Raw genomic sequence first — 14,445 nt, 5'->3', positions numbered from 1 at the left:
GCCATTTGGCGCAGCAACGTGGCTTGCGACGAAACGGGAACAGACCCTAGGATACGGCGCAGGTTTTCCGGAGAAACTCGATGTTCAAGCCGCACAGATTGTCGCTGTTGGCCGCTGCTGTCGTGCTGGCGGGCTGTCAGGCCGTCAACACCACCAGCGGTGGCGCCGTAGGCGTCGACCGCAAGCAGTACATGTTCAGCATGCTGTCGACCGAGCAGGTCAACCAGATGTATGCCCAGTCCTACCAGGAGACGCTCAGTGCGGCGTCGAGCAAGGGTGTGCTGGAGAAGAACAGTGCAATCGCCAAGCGGGTCAATGGCATTGCCCAGCGGCTGATCGCCAAGGTCGGAGTGTTCCGTCCCGATGCCACGCAATGGGACTGGCAGGTCAACGTCATCGACAGTCCGGAGCTCAACGCCAACTGCGGCCCGGGCGGCAAGATCATCTTCTACACCGGCCTGATCGAGAAGCTGAAACTCACTGACGACGAAATCGCGGCGGTGATGGGCCACGAGATCGCCCACGCATTGCGTGAGCACGGCCGCGAAGCCATGTCCAAGGCCTACGGCGTGCAGATGGCGACTCAGTTGGGTTCGGCTATGGGGGTCGGTACGGGTGGCCTGCAGCTGGCGAACATGGGCGTCGAATACCTGATGACGCTGCCCAACAGCCGCGGCAACGAGAACGAAGCGGATCTGATCGGTCTGGAACTGGCCGCTCGTGCCGGTTACAACCCGAACGCGGCGATCACGCTGTGGGAAAAGATGGCCTCGGCCGGTGGTTCGGCTCCGCCTGAGTTCATGAGCACCCACCCTTCCTCGGCGACTCGCACCGCGGCGCTGCGTGCCAATATTCCGAAAGTGATGCCGCTCTACGAGCAGGCCCGCAGCGGCCGCTGACCAAGGCGACGCTGCTCGCCGACCGCTCAGGTCGGCGACAGCAGCGTCGAGAGAGGTGTTTCGATACCCAGCTGCTGGTGCACGCCCTCGAGATCGATCAGTGTGTGAATTTCCTCGATATCGCCGGCCGGATTGAGCGTCCAGACGCTCATGGCGGCGATGGCGAGGATCTTGTCGGTGGCCGAATAGCCGAACAGCGGCGTCGCCAGTGTTCCCATCACCGTGCTCGAGGTGACCACCTTGTGGCCCTCGCAGATGCACTCGTCCACCACCACTTCCAGGTCCGGCATGGCGCTACGCACATTGCGCACGAGCTCGGCGAAGCCTGCGCTGTTCAGCGGCTGGCCAATGAATGAGCCCTTGTAGGCGAAATACTTGCTCTGCATCTGTTCGGAAAGGGCCAGGCGGCCCTTGTTCCAGCTCAGATCGATATGGTTGCAGACTCGTTTCTTGCGTCCATCCGCTGACATGCAGCCTGATCTCCTCGGGGCGCTGATGTGCGCTGCGGTAGCGCACTCTATCAGCTCCCCGGTTGCGCAGATTTGCGCTGGGTATCAGCCTGAGACAATCGTGCTCATGGTCAGCGCCTGATAGCCGGCGTACAGCGCCAACGCGGCAAAGCCGGCGGCGGCGACCCGGCGGATCAGCGTCAGCGGCAGCCGGTCGGCGGCGAAGTGGCTGGCCAGTACCACCGGAACGTTGGCCAGCAGCATGCCGACCGTGGTGCCGAGGATGACCAGCACGAACTCCGGATACTGCGCGGCGAGCATCACGGTCGCGACCTGGGTCTTGTCGCCCATCTCGGCAATGAAAAAGGCGATCGTTGTCGCGACGAAGGGGCCGTAGGGGCGGCCCAGCTTGGCGTCGTCGTCATCGAGTTTGTCCGGCACCAGCGTCCACAGCGCCACGGCGGCGAAGCTGGCTGCCAGTATCCAGCTCAGCGCTACCGGCGAGAGCAGGCTCGATACCCAGCTGCCGACCGCACCGGCGGCGGCATGGTTGGCCAAGGTGGCGACGACGATGCCCCAGATGATCGGCCAGGGGCGCCGGTAACGCGCCGCCAGCAGCAGTGCGAGCAACTGCGTCTTGTCGCCGATTTCGGCGAGCGCAACGATCAGAGTGGGGACAAAAAACGATTCCAAGCGGCATTCCTTTAGGGCGGGTCGACAGATTCACCATGACATGCGCAGCCTGCCCGCCCGGGTCAGGTGTACATGTCATGGGTCTTGTCAAACCTGACCTGGCGTATCGTTACGCGCTGGCCGGTCGCATGCGCCATGGTCTGTGGACCAAGTATGTTGACGCATGCCGGACGAGCAGGGCGCTCGTCGGAGACTACTCCCCCAAGGACGGCGGCGAGTTTGCCGCAACCGGCCGTTCGGTGCAACCGCCGGTCGCGGGCATCAGGGCCGCACGGCGCGGTAGATACGGAAGCCGTCGCGCTCGGCGAGCGTGTGGCAGGGGCCAAGATGCTGCTCGATCAGGGGGGGATACCTGAGGAACGCGTTGGCTACCAGCCGCAGCTCGCCATCGCTGACCAAGTGCTCGGCGGCGCGTTCGATCAGCGTCTCGCTGGCCCGGTAGCTGGTGTGCACGCCCTGATGGAACGGCGGGTTACTGACGATCGCAGCCAGTTGCCGAGGCGCGGCGTCGATGCCATCGCCGGCAATGACTTCAGCTTCGAGCCCGTTCGCGGCGAGCGTCCGGCGACTGCTCTCGACGGCGAAGGCGTCGACGTCCAGCAGCACCAGCTCGCTTTGCGGATAACGGCGTTTCAGCGTGGCACCGAGAATGCCGGCACCGCAGCCGAAATCCAGCAGTCGGCCGCCGGGCAAGTCGTCGAGGTGCTCGAGCAACAGGGCGCTGCCCAGATCCAGGCGGCCATGGCTGAACACACCCGGCAGACTGACCACCTCGAGCGGCCCGTCAGCCAGTTGCAGGGTAAAACGGCTGGCCAGCGCATCGAGATCCGGCGCGGCGGGCGCCTGCTCGACCTCGACCTGCCAGAGCTGGCAGTGACGGGCACTGTCGAGCTTGCGCGCGCGGCCGAAACTGGCCAGCTGCTTGGCGGCGCGTTCGATGCCGCCGCGCTTCTCGCCCACCAGGTACAGCGGTCGGCCGGGCAAACGTGCCGCCAGGGCCTGCAACAGATAGTCCGTCAGCTCGCGGGACTTCGGCAGGAACAGCACCGCCGTGTCGAACACCCCCTGCGGCGGGGCAACGCCGAAGCTGCAGCGCCCGCCGAAGCGCTTGTCCAGCTGCTGCTGTTCGCCGGCGTGCCAGCTCCAGGCGGTAGCGCCTGTCAGCTGCCCCAGCAGATCGTCGGCCGGCAGGCCGGCGAGCAATACCCGGCCGCCGAACAGCTCGGCCTGACGCAGCAGCACTTCGCTTCGCGGGTCCATTGGGGTCTCCCTGAAAAAGGCCGGAAGCTTAGGGGCGCGGTGGCTTCCCTCGCAAGTCGTAGTTGCCCGGCTCAATTGACCTGGCGGCGTGGGCTTCCGGCGAAGAACGCCGTGGCGTTCTCGGCCAGCTGGCCGACGATGCGCTGGCGTGCCTCGCGGCTACCCCAGGCGCTGTGCGGCGTGATGATCAGGCGCGGCAGGTCCGGGGCGAGCAACGGGTTGTCGTCGCGTGGCGGCTCGCTGGTCAGCACGTCGGTGGCGGCGCCACCCAGGTGGCCGCGGCGCAGCGCATCGGCCAGTGCCTGTTCGTCCACCAGACCGCCACGGGCGGCGTTGATCAGGAAGGCGCTCGGCTTCATCAGCTGCAGCTCGCGGGCACCGATGAGATTGCGCGTCTGTTCGGTCAGCGGGCAATGCAGGGTCAGTGCATCGACCTGTGGCAGCAGCTCGTCCAGGTCGAGGCGATCCGGGCGCTTCGGCCGTCCCGGCAGGTTGCCGACCAGCACGCGCATGCCCAGAGCTTCGGCCAGCTTCGCCACGGCACTGCCCAGCTCGCCATGCCCGAGCAGGCCGAGGGTCTTGCCGTCCAGCTCGACGATCGGGAAGTCGAGCAGGCAGAACTGTCCGCTTTCCTGCCAGCGTCCGCGGGCGACGGCGGCCTGGTAGTCGGGCAGCCGCGTGGCCAGGGCCAGCAGCAGCATCAGGGTGTGCTGGGCGACGGTTGGGGTGCCGTAGGCCTGGCAATTGCTGACGACGATGCCGCGTTCGCGGGCGGCCTGCAGGTCGATGTTGTTGACGCCGGTGGCCGAGACGAGGATCAGCTTGAGTTCCGGACAGGCGGCGAGCGTCTCTGCATCAAGCGCCACCTTGTTGACGATGGCCACCTGGGCGCCGCGCAGACGCTCGACGATCTGGTCCGGCGAACTCAGTTCATGGCAGACCAGCTCGTCGAAGGCGCTGCGCAGCGGGACGAGATCGAGATCGCCCTGATCGAGCGGGGAGAGGTCGAGGAAAACGGCGCGAATGGGCATCAACTGTACCTTTCGAAGTCGCCGGGGCTGGACGACAATGTCTAGCCCGGCTTAAGCGTGGAGAGCGGATTGTGTACTGGATGGAGTTTATGACCGTGGCGCTGGTGCATCTGCTCGCGGTGGCGAGCCCCGGCCCGGATTTCGCGGTGGTGGTGCGCGAAAGCGTGGCGCAGGGCCGGCGTGCGGGTAGCTGGACGGCGCTGGGAGTCGGCTGCGGAATATTCGTCCATGTCGCCTATTCCCTGCTCGGCATCGGCCTGATCGTCTCGCAGTCGATTGTGCTGTTCAACCTCTTCAAGTGGCTGGCGGCCGCTTATCTGGTGTACCTCGGTTGGCGAGCGCTGCGGGCGCGGCCGATGAGCCTGGAGGCGATCGACGGGGCGAACGCACCGGTGGCGCGAAGCGCGTGGCGGGCGTTCGTGATCGGCTTCGTCACCAATGGCCTGAATCCCAAGGCCACGCTGTTCTTCCTCTCGCTATTCACCGTCGTGATCAGCCCCGATACGCCGCTGCTGGTGCAGGCCGGCTACGGCGTCTATCTCGCCGGCGCGACCGCGCTGTGGTTCCTGCTGGTGGCCTGGCTGTTCAGTCGAGGCCGCGTGCGTGCTGGCTTCGCGCGCATTGGCCACTGGTTCGATCGGCTGACGGGGGCGGTGCTGATCGGCCTTGGTGCTCGCCTGGCCCTGAGCGAAGTCGGTTAACACGCTGAAACGAGGTGTGGGGAAAATAATCCTTTGGACTGATTTTGCCTGGGGGGCGACGCTCTAGAGTGCAGCGTACAAGTCCAACAAGAACAGGATGCCCCCCATGCAGACCCGTGTCATCAAGCCCGCGGCGAACGCCTACCAGTATCCCCTGCTGATCAAGCGCCTGCTGCTGTCCGGCGTGCGCTACGAGCGCAGCCGGGAAATCGTCTACCGCGACCAGCTGCGTTACGACTACCGCACCCTCAACGAACGGGTCGCGCAGCTGGCCAACGTGCTGACTGCGGCCGGGGTCAAGCCGGGCGATACGGTGGCGGTGATGGACTGGGACAGCCACCGCTACCTCGAATGCATGTTCGCCATCCCGATGATCGGCGCGGTGGTGCACACCATCAACGTGCGGCTTTCACCGGATCAGATCCTCTACACCATGAACCACGCCGACGACCGTTTCGTACTGGTCAACAGCGAGTTCGTGCCGCTGTACCAGGCGATCGCCGGGCAGCTGACCACCGTGCAGAAGACACTGCTGCTCACCGATGGCGACGCGCACGACGTAGGCCTGCCGGATTGCGTCGGCGAATACGAAAGCCTGCTGGCCGCCGCTGCGCCGAGCTATGACTTCCCGGACTTCGACGAGGATTCGGTCGCCACGACCTTCTACACCACGGGCACCACCGGCAACCCCAAAGGCGTGTACTTCACCCATCGCCAGCTGGTGCTGCACACCCTGGCCGCGGCGGTGACCGTCGGCTGTCGGGAAAATCCGCGGCTGATGGGCTCGGACGACGTCTACATGCCGATCACACCGATGTTCCACGTGCATGCATGGGGGCTGCCCTATGTTGCCACCATGCTCGGTCTCAAACAGGTTTATCCGGGCCGCTACGACCCCGAGTACCTGATCGATCTCTGGCGCCGCGAGCAGGTGACCTTCTCCCATTGCGTGCCGACCATCGTGCAGATGCTGCTCAATGCCAAGGCCGCCCAGGGCACCGACTTCAAGGGCTGGAAGATCACCATCGGCGGCAGCGCGCTGACCCGCGGCCTCTACGACCAGGCAAAGGCGTCCGGTATGAATCTGATTGCCGCCTACGGCATGTCCGAGACCTGCCCGCTGATCTCAGGAGCGCACATCAACGACGAGTTGCTCGAGGCCGACGAGGACACGCGCAGCACCTTCCACCTCAAGGCCGGCGTGCCGGTGGTGCTGGTCGATGCGGCGATCCAGGCCGCCGATGGCAGTTTCCTGCCGGCGGATGGCGCCTCTCAGGGCGAGCTGGTACTGCGGGCGCCGTGGCTGACCCAGGGCTACTACAACGAGCCGGAGAAGAGCGAGGAGCTCTGGGCCGGCGGCTGGCTGCATACCGGTGACGTCGCGGTGATCGACGAGATGGCCAATATCGAGATCCGCGACCGCATCAAGGACGTGATCAAGACTGGCGGGGAGTGGTTGTCGTCACTGACGTTGGAAGGACTGATCAGCCGCCACGAGGCTGTGCGTGACGTGGCCGTGGTCGGGGTACCGGACGAGCGCTGGGGTGAGCGGCCCTTCGCACTGGTGGTGCTGGGCGAAGGCCAAGAGTTGAATGCCGAACAGCTGCGTACCTTCCTCGAGCCGGCGGTTGCCGAAGGCCATATCAACAAGTGGGCGATTCCCCAGCAGATCGCCGTGGTGAGCGAGATTCCCAAGACCAGCGTCGGCAAGCTGGACAAGAAGCGCATCCGCAGCGAAATCGCCCGCTGGCAGGAGGAGAGTGCGTAACAGGCCTCGCGCTGAGGCGTTCGGCTAGGCGGGGGTGGACTCCAGCAGCGTCTGCACCCGCGTCTGCAAGGCATCCAGCGTGAAGGGTTTGCCAAGCGCCTCCTGCGCTGGTGCCGAGGGTTGCTCCGCGAACTGCGCCTGCTCGGCGTAACCAGTGATCATCAGCACCTTCAGGTCGGGTAGCTGCCGGCGCGCCTGCTCGGCGAACTGGTGGCCGTTCATGCCGCCAGGCAGACCGATATCGGTAATCAGCAGGTCTATCGAACCGGTCTCCGCCAGCAGGTCGAGGGCGGTGACGCCATTGGCCGCCTGCAACGTCCGGTGACCCATTTCCTCCAGCACCTCGCAGACCAGCGTGCGGATACTGTCCTCGTCATCCACCACCAGCACCCGCCGGCCGGCTATGCCGCTCGGCAGCTGTCGCGGAGCCGTCTGCTCCGTCTGCTCGCTCAGCGCGCCACTGTAGCGCGGCAGATACAGGCAGACCGAGGTGCCCTGTCCGGGCGTACTGTCGATCTGAGCACTGCCTCCCGATTGGCGGGCGAAACCGTAGACCATCGACAGGCCGAGCCCGGTACCGGCGCCCAGCGGCTTGGTGGTGAAGAAGGGGTCGAAAACGTAGGGCAGCTTTTCCGGGGCGATACCACTGCCCGTGTCTTCCACGCTCAACACCACGTAGTCGCCTGCAGTCATGCCCAGGCGCGCGGCAGCTGATTCATCGAGTGTCTGGTTAGCGGTCCTGATGCCCAGGCGGCCGCCGTCGGGCATGGCGTCTCGCGCATTGAGCGCCAGGTTCAACAATACATTCTCCAATTGATTGGCGTCGCACCGGGTCAGCCAGAGGTTGTGCGCCAATGCCAGGTCGAAGGTCACCAGCGGGCCGATGGTTCGCTGCAGCAATTCGCGCATGCCATCGACCAGCGCGTTGGCGTCGGTCGGGCGAAGATGCAACGGCTGACGCCGGGAGAATGCCAGCAACCGGTGAGTCAGCGCTGCCGCCCGGTCAGCGGAACTCAGCGCACTGTCGAGATGGCGGTGCAGCTCGTCATGGCGGCCCTGATCCAGGCGCCGGCCGAGAAGGCCCAGCGCGCCGACGATGCCACCCAGCAGGTTGTTGAAGTCATGGGCGAGGCCGCTGGTGAGCTGGCCTACCGCCTCCATCTTCTGCGCCTGGTGCAGGGCCGATTCGGCGGCGGCGCGGGCGGCGATGGCTTCTTCGACACGACTTTCCAGGGTGTCGTTGAGCCGCTGCAGGGCCAGTTCGGTGCGCTTGTGGTCGGTGACGTCAATGCACGCGCCGACCAGGTAGGAAGGTTGCCCGGCCTGGTCGCTGACGTTCATCGCCCGACCGAACAGCCAGCGCTCACCGAGGGCCGGTAGCAGCACGCGAAAGTGCATCTCGAAATCGTCACCGCTCGTGGCGCAGCGCTCGGCCAAAGCTGCCATGCGCTCGCGGTCATTGTGATGCACGCGCGCGAGCAGGTCGCTCAGGTAGATCTCGCCGAAGCCCTCCATGCTCACCAGGCGCAACATTGCTGCGTCCATGTCGATTTGCCCGCTGGCGAGCTGCCAGTAGAAGGTTCCGGTGCCCGATACCAGCAGCGCGGCATTCAGGCGCTCGTCGCTTTCCTGCAGTTGAGCGCGGGCCAGTTCCTGGGCGTGCAGCTGTGCAGTGACATCCTCGACCCGGTGGATGATATAGCGCACCCGTCCCTCGGCGTCCTTCACCGGTGCGTTGACCACGTTCCAGAAGCGCTCCTCGAAACCGCCGCCGCTGGAATCGGGGCGCCGAATCGCGTAGCGCACCTGGGTCAGGCGCTGGGGCTGCCCGGTGGCGATTACCTGTTGCAGTGAACGTCGCAACGTCGCGGCGCCCGAGTTCGGGTTGTCCGGTTGCTGGTCGCTGAACACCTCGAATAGCGGCTTGTCGATTACGTCCTCGCGGCGAGTCATAGTGATGCGCAGTCGCTCATCACTACAGGCAACCATGGTGTAATCGGCGTCCGCCACCACGATCAGGTAAATACCGGGCAGGCCGTCGATGATTGCCTGCAAATCATGCATAACGATCAGGTTCCCTTTTGCGGCGCGCCTCATGCGCGTCTATGTAGTGACTCCATCGCAGCGGGAAAATTGCCCGCCAGGTCACGGGCGGCCCGCGTGATTGCCTGTCGTCCACGCAGGCGGCAATCTGTTGCTTGCTGCGCCAGCGCCGCGATTAACCTTGCCCTGCTTGAGGATGTCATGACTGACACTGGACCCACCTTGATCCGCGAAACCTTTCCCGTCGGCCCCTTGCAGTGCAACTGCACCATCATTGGCGACCCGCTGAGCAAGAAGGCCATCGTCGTCGACCCAGGCGGCGATCCTGAGCTGATCATGGCGCGGTTGGACGCTCATGGTCTGAAAGTGGTAAGCATCATCCATACTCATGCGCATCTGGATCACTTTCTTGCATCCGGCAAGATGAAGGAGCGCACCGGAGCCACGCTGCATCTGCACAAGGCCGATCAGTTTCTCTGGGACAATCTGGAGATGCAGTGCCGCCTGTTTGGCGTGCCCTATACGCCGGTGCCGGCGCCCGATCGGTGGCTGGCGGATGACGAGGAGCTGGCCTGCGGCTGCGGCGTGGCGTTGCATACACCCGGGCATACGCCGGGCTCGATGAGCTTCTGGTTCGCCGACGCCAAGCTGCTGATCGCCGGTGACACCCTGTTCCGCCGCGGTATCGGGCGGACCGACCTGTGGGGCGGCGACTACGCGGCGATCGAGCGCTCCATCAGGCAGCGGCTCTACAAGCTTGATGAGGAGGCCACGGTGGTGACGGGCCACGGTCCGGACACCCGGCTGGGCGACGAGATGCGCGAAAATCCTTTCGTCCGTGGCTGAGCAGGCAGGGGGCGTTGCGCGGGTTCTGCTGCACGGTTCCAATCGCTAGTCATGGTCGGTGTTAATCTAGCGCCGCACTCAGGGCTGGGCTCGCATGAGCACGGGATCGCCCTGGTAACTGTCGAGAGAAGGAAGTACCTATGAAAAAGCTGAACATCACCGCTCTCGCAGCGGGTGTCGTCCTGCTGGCTGGTTGCACCACCAATCCCTATACCGGCGAGCAGCAGGCAGGTAAGGCTGGTATCTACGGCGGCATCGGTGCGGTCAGCGGTGCAGTCATCGGCGCGGCGACTTCGAGCAAGAAGGACCGTACCAAGGGCGCGCTGATCGGCGCCGCGGTGGGTGGTGCGGCGGGCGGTGGCTACGGTTACTACGTCGATACCCAGGAAGCCAAGCTGCGCCAGACGCTGCAGGGCACCGGTGTTCAGGTGCAGCGCAACGGCGACAACCTGACCCTCATCATGCCGGGCAATATCACCTTTGCCAGCAACTCCGCGGACATTTCCAGCAGCTTCTACCCCACCCTGAACTCGCTGGTGCAGGTCTTCAAGGAGTTCAACAAGAACGGTGTCGATATCGTCGGCCATACCGACAGCACCGGCTCGCTGCAGCTCAACCAGGACCTGTCCAACCGCCGCGCGCAGAGCGTCGCGTCCTACCTGATCGCCAATGGCGTCGCCCCTGCGCGCATTTCGTCCTACGGCGCCGGCCCGAGCCAGCCGATCGCGAGCAACGACACTGCTGCTGGTCGCGCGCAGAATCGCCGCGTCGAGATCAATCTCCGTCGGCTGTAATCGCCGTCCCGGCGGCCGGTTGGTTGAGTCCCCGTCAGCCGGAGTTTGCAGGGCCTGCTTACGGAACGCCTCATAGGCATCGGCATCGCAATGGTGCCGATGCCGTCGTTATTCAGACGCCATCAATCCGTTCGTGCTCGCAACCATGGAACCTCTCTGCGCTATGCGAATCTGACATTCGATAGCGCGCCAGTAGTGGCACAGAGGAGGTCGAATGGATGATCGTCCCGCTCTCCATTCCCGCAGGTCCTGGCTGCCATTACTGGTCGCTCTGACCCTGATGGCGGGGCTGGGTGGATGGATTGGCTGGCAGTGGCATGTCCAGGAGCAACGCAGCAAGGTCGAGCAGGAGCAGCGCTTCACTTTCGCGGTCGATGACATCGAGCACACGCTGCGCGAGCGCATGCGCGCTTACGAGATGGTGCTGCGCGGCCTGGCCGGCGTCGTCGCGGGCAGCGATCTGGTGACGGTGGACGACTGGGCGCGGGCTGCCGATCAGCTGCAGTTGCAGGACTTCTATCCCGGCATTCAGGCGGTGGCGCTGGCCCGGCATGCCACGCCGGAAACCATCGACGACATGATCGAGCAGATTCGCGCCAGCGGGCGTGAACGCTTTCGCATGTACCCGGCCGGTGAGCGGGCCGAGTACGTGGTCGTCGACTACATCCATCCCACCGACTGGCGAAACCGGCGGGTGCTGGGCTTCGATCTGTTCAGCGAGGCCACCCGTAGGGAAGCCATCATCAATACCCGCAACAGTGGCAACCCGGTGCTTACCGGACCGTTGCGCTTGAAGCAGGAAACCGAGCAGAACATCCAGGTCGGCGTCTTGCTGTTCCTTCCGCTCTACGCTGCGGCCGCTCCGGTAACTACGGAAGAGGAGCGCCAGCGAGCCTTCGTTGGGACCTTGCACGGTGCGTTTCGCCTCACCGATCTGATGGAAGGCATCCTCGGTTCGCGCAGCCGAATGCTGCAGCTGCAACTGTTCGACGCCGCTAATCCGGACGAGCCGTTGCTGGCTGGCCGAGCCCCGGTCAGCAACGATGCGGCCTTCCAGCGGGTGCGCAACATTTACATGTATGGCCGCAGCTGGCAGCTGCAGGTCGCCAGCACGCCGGAATACGAGGCAGTACTGCGCGACAACAACCGGGCCTTCAGCCTGGCGGCAGCTCTCACGGCGGCGGCTCTGTTCTCGTTGCTGGTTGGCGGTTACCTGTATCTGCGCGAACGTGCGTTGCGCAGCAGCCAGGCGCTCAGCCTGCAGCTGCAGGAACGGGAAGCGCGCTTTCGCCAGCTCATCGAGCAGCTTCCCGTCGCGACGCTGCTGTGCAATGCCAGTGGGCGCATCGAGCTGGCCAATCAGAGTGCCGGGCTGCTGCTCGGCAGCACGGCCGAACTGTTGGCCGGCGAACGGGTGAGTCGCTACGTGCCGGGCGTGCTCGGCGAGCAGATCCTGCGACAGTTGCGCGAAACGAGTCAGCTCGAGTTGCAGGGTCAGCGCGACGATGGTCGGCCGATCCCGTTGGCGGTCAGCCTGACCAGCTTCAGTCACGACGAGACCCTGTACTACGTACTCAACCTGCTCGACCTGCAGGCGCGCAAGCGTGATGAAGAACGTTTTCGTAACGTTGTAGAGGCATCGCCCAACGCGTTCGTGCTGGTTGATGAGCACGGCGAAATCGTCATGGTCAATCGCCAGACGGAGCTGTTGTTCGGCTACACCCGCCAGGAGCTGCTCGGGCAACCGGTCGAGCTGCTGCTGCCGGAAGTCCTTCGCGAAGCCCATCGAGGCTTGCGCCAGGGTTACGCCGAGCATCCGGAGCCGCGGCGCATGGGCGGCAATCGCGAGCTGTTCGGACGCCATCGCGATGGCAGTGCGTTGCCGGTGGAGATCGGTTTGTCACCGCTGCGCAGCGGCGACGAGCAGCTGGTGCAGGCGGTGATCATCGACATCAGCCATCGCAAGGCCGCCGAGCGCCGGCTACGCGAGCAGGCGGACCAGCTGGCAGTGGCCAATCGCTACAAGTCCGAGTTCCTCGCCAACATGTCCCATGAGCTGCGTACCCCGCTCAACAGCATCCTGATTCTCAGCGACCAGCTGCGGCAGAACGGCTCGGGCAATCTCAACGACAAACAGGTGCGCCATGCCGACATCATTCACCGTGCCGGTCATGAACTGCTGCAGCTGATCAACGATGTGCTGGATCTGGCCAAGATCGAGTCCGGACGCATGCAGCTCAAGCTGGAGCCGTTCAATCTGCGCGAGCTGCTGAGCGAACTGGAGTCGGCACTGCGGCCGATGGCCGAGCAGAACGGCCTGCTGTTCAAAGTCAGCGTCGACCCCGACGTGCCGTCCAGTCTGAGTTCCGACCGGGCGCGGCTGCGGCAGGTGTTGCACAACCTGCTGACCAATGCGCTCAAGTTCACCGAGCAGGGCGAGGTGGAGCTGCGGGTGAGCTGCCCGAGCGACGCTCATGAGGCCGATCGGCAACTGCAGATCGAGGTGCGCGACACCGGCATCGGCATCGCCGCGGATCAGCAGGAGCGCATTTTTCAGGCGTTCCAGCAGATCGATGGCTCGATCAGCCGTCACTACGGCGGCACTGGCCTGGGCCTGGCGATCACCCGCCAGCTGGTGGAGGTGCTGGGCGGCGAAGTCAGAGTGCAGAGCGAACTGGGCCACGGAGCCATCTTCACCGTGCGCTTGCCGATTGGTGCGTCGGCTGCACCGGCGCAGGCCGAGCTACCGCGCCAGCCGCAGCGTCGTGGACGTGGTCCGGGGCTGTTGATCATCGAGGACGACGCCGACTTCGCATCCGTCGTGGCCGAGGTGGGGCAGAGTCATGGTTTCACCAGTCTGATCTGCAATACCGGGCAGCAGGGCCTGGAGGCCCTGCAGCGAGAGCATTTCGCCGCAGTGATTCTGGATATCCTGCTGCCGGACATGAGCGGTTGGCAGGTCCATCGCGAGCTACGCAACGACGAGCGACACCAGGGGTTGCCGGTGCTGATCATTTCCTGTGTGCCGCAGCCCAACGACTGGCGTGACGATGGGACTCGCTACCTGGTCAAGCCGGTCGCGCAGGCTGAACTCGAACGCATCTTCTCCGAGCTGGCGCGGCATGAGCACAACCCGTTACGGCTGTTGCTGGTGGAGGCCGATTCGCAGCGCCGCGAGCTGATTCGCAACTACTTCGAGCGGCTCGGCTACCGCGTCACGCTCGCCGTTACTGCCGGCGGGGCAAGGTTGGCCTATGCCGAGCAGGTGTTCCCGGTGCTGGTGGTCGACAACGAACTGGCCGACGGCAATGGTCTGGATTTGCTGGACGCGCTCGACCAGGTGCGCTCGTTGCGTGGCGTGACCGTGCTGCTGAACAGTCGCGAGCCGCTTTCTGACGCCGACCTCAAGCGGCTGCATCGGTATTCGGCGACCGCGTTGTCCAAGACCGAAGCGCTCGAGCGCATGGGTCAGGTGCTGCGCCCACAATCCGATTCAGCAGTACCGAGCCCGGTGGTTGCGCTGCAATTGTCGGCGCCTGGGCGAAGGGTGCTGTTGGTGGATGAAGACGTGCGTCTGATCTATTCGCTAACGGCCCAGCTCGACGCGCTGGGCCTGCAGGTAGTCCCGGCAACCAGCGCCGAAGAGGCCATTGCGCGTTTCCAGGAGGATGCCTTCGATCTGGTACTGCTGGACATGGATCAGCCGGGGGTGGAAGGTCCGGAAGTGACTCGACGCCTCAAGCATGAGCTCGATTGCCAAGTGCCGATCGTGGCGCTGACCGGCCCCGAGGCGGCGCGGACGAAGGACTCTGTTCTTCTGGCGGGTGTGGATGATGTGCTGGCCAAACCGGTCGAGGATACGGCGTTGCTGGAACTGGTGCGGCGGAGGCTGGGCCTGGAGCAGGGCGCGACCGATGCGGAGAAGGAGTAGCGAGTGGGACAGGCTGAACAACGTGATTTC

11 protein-coding genes and 1 riboswitch are annotated in these 14,445 nt (G+C 64.7%); of the genes, 6 read left to right on the top strand and 5 right to left on the bottom strand.

Annotated features, from left to right (window positions below; translation table 11 throughout):
• Positions 1-80: 80 nt before the first annotated feature.
• A complete protein-coding gene (locus tag NAO55_RS18075) occupies positions 81-899 on the top strand; it encodes a M48 family metallopeptidase (protein WP_063544559.1) in 819 nt (272 codons plus the stop codon).
• Positions 900-925: 26 nt separating this feature from the next.
• Here NAO55_RS18075 and NAO55_RS18070 read toward each other — a convergent pair whose 3' ends face one another.
• From NAO55_RS18070 to NAO55_RS18055, 4 genes are all read right to left on the bottom strand, one after another.
• Positions 926-1,369 carry an ester cyclase gene (locus NAO55_RS18070; protein WP_102840618.1) on the bottom strand — a complete coding sequence of 148 codons (444 nt, stop codon included), beginning with the start codon at positions 1,367-1,369 and terminating at the stop codon, positions 926-928.
• Positions 1,370-1,453: 84 nt separating this feature from the next.
• Positions 1,454-2,041: a TMEM165/GDT1 family protein gene (locus NAO55_RS18065; RefSeq protein WP_063544563.1), complete on the bottom strand. Its 588-nt coding sequence runs from the start codon at positions 2,039-2,041 to the stop codon at positions 1,454-1,456.
• 89 nt (positions 2,042-2,130) lie between these two features.
• Positions 2,131-2,248: riboswitch (yybP-ykoY riboswitch) on the bottom strand.
• Between the two features lie 54 nt (positions 2,249-2,302).
• Positions 2,303-3,301: a methyltransferase gene (locus NAO55_RS18060; protein ID WP_102840619.1), complete on the bottom strand. Its 999-nt coding sequence runs from the start codon at positions 3,299-3,301 to the stop codon at positions 2,303-2,305.
• 71 nt (positions 3,302-3,372) lie between these two features.
• Entirely contained in the window at positions 3,373-4,332 is a 960-nt protein-coding gene (locus NAO55_RS18055; protein ID WP_102840620.1) for a 2-hydroxyacid dehydrogenase, read from the bottom strand.
• A gap of 71 nt (positions 4,333-4,403) precedes the next feature.
• Between NAO55_RS18055 and NAO55_RS18050 the strand changes: the two genes are divergently transcribed.
• Both NAO55_RS18050 and NAO55_RS18045 read left to right on the top strand, forming a co-directional pair.
• Entirely contained in the window at positions 4,404-5,033 is a 630-nt protein-coding gene (locus NAO55_RS18050; protein ID WP_102840621.1) for a LysE family translocator, read from the top strand.
• Positions 5,034-5,130: 97 nt separating this feature from the next.
• The gene (locus NAO55_RS18045) at positions 5,131-6,801 is read left to right on the top strand and encodes a fatty acid--CoA ligase (protein WP_256431798.1); all 1,671 of its coding nucleotides are present in this window, start codon (positions 5,131-5,133) and stop codon (positions 6,799-6,801) included.
• A 24-nt stretch (positions 6,802-6,825) separates the two neighbouring features.
• Here the strand turns inward: NAO55_RS18045 and NAO55_RS18040 are convergent, their stop codons facing one another.
• Complete coding sequence (locus NAO55_RS18040) at positions 6,826-8,865, bottom strand: ATP-binding protein (protein WP_102840623.1); 2,040 nt, start codon at positions 8,863-8,865, stop codon at positions 6,826-6,828.
• Between the two features lie 180 nt (positions 8,866-9,045).
• On the opposite strand from NAO55_RS18040, the gene NAO55_RS18035 reads away from it, so the two are divergent.
• The 3 genes from NAO55_RS18035 (at position 9,046) to NAO55_RS18025 (ending at position 14,415) form a co-directional block, all read left to right on the top strand.
• Positions 9,046-9,690, top strand: a complete 645-nt coding sequence (locus NAO55_RS18035) for an MBL fold metallo-hydrolase (protein ID WP_102840624.1) — start codon at positions 9,046-9,048, stop codon at positions 9,688-9,690.
• A 140-nt stretch (positions 9,691-9,830) separates the two neighbouring features.
• Positions 9,831-10,484, top strand: a complete 654-nt coding sequence (locus NAO55_RS18030) for a YiaD family glycine zipper/OmpA-like lipoprotein (protein ID WP_102840625.1) — start codon at positions 9,831-9,833, stop codon at positions 10,482-10,484.
• Between the two features lie 214 nt (positions 10,485-10,698).
• Positions 10,699-14,415, top strand: coding sequence for a CHASE domain-containing protein (locus NAO55_RS18025; protein WP_102840626.1), 3,717 nt, complete (start codon positions 10,699-10,701; stop codon positions 14,413-14,415).
• The last annotated feature ends 30 nt before the right edge of the window (positions 14,416-14,445 follow it).

It is taken from the genome of Stutzerimonas frequens (assembly GCF_024448335.1).
GTDB classification, from domain to species: Bacteria; Pseudomonadota; Gammaproteobacteria; order Pseudomonadales; family Pseudomonadaceae; genus Stutzerimonas; species Stutzerimonas frequens.
This window is presented reverse-complemented; position numbering and strand designations above follow the sequence as displayed.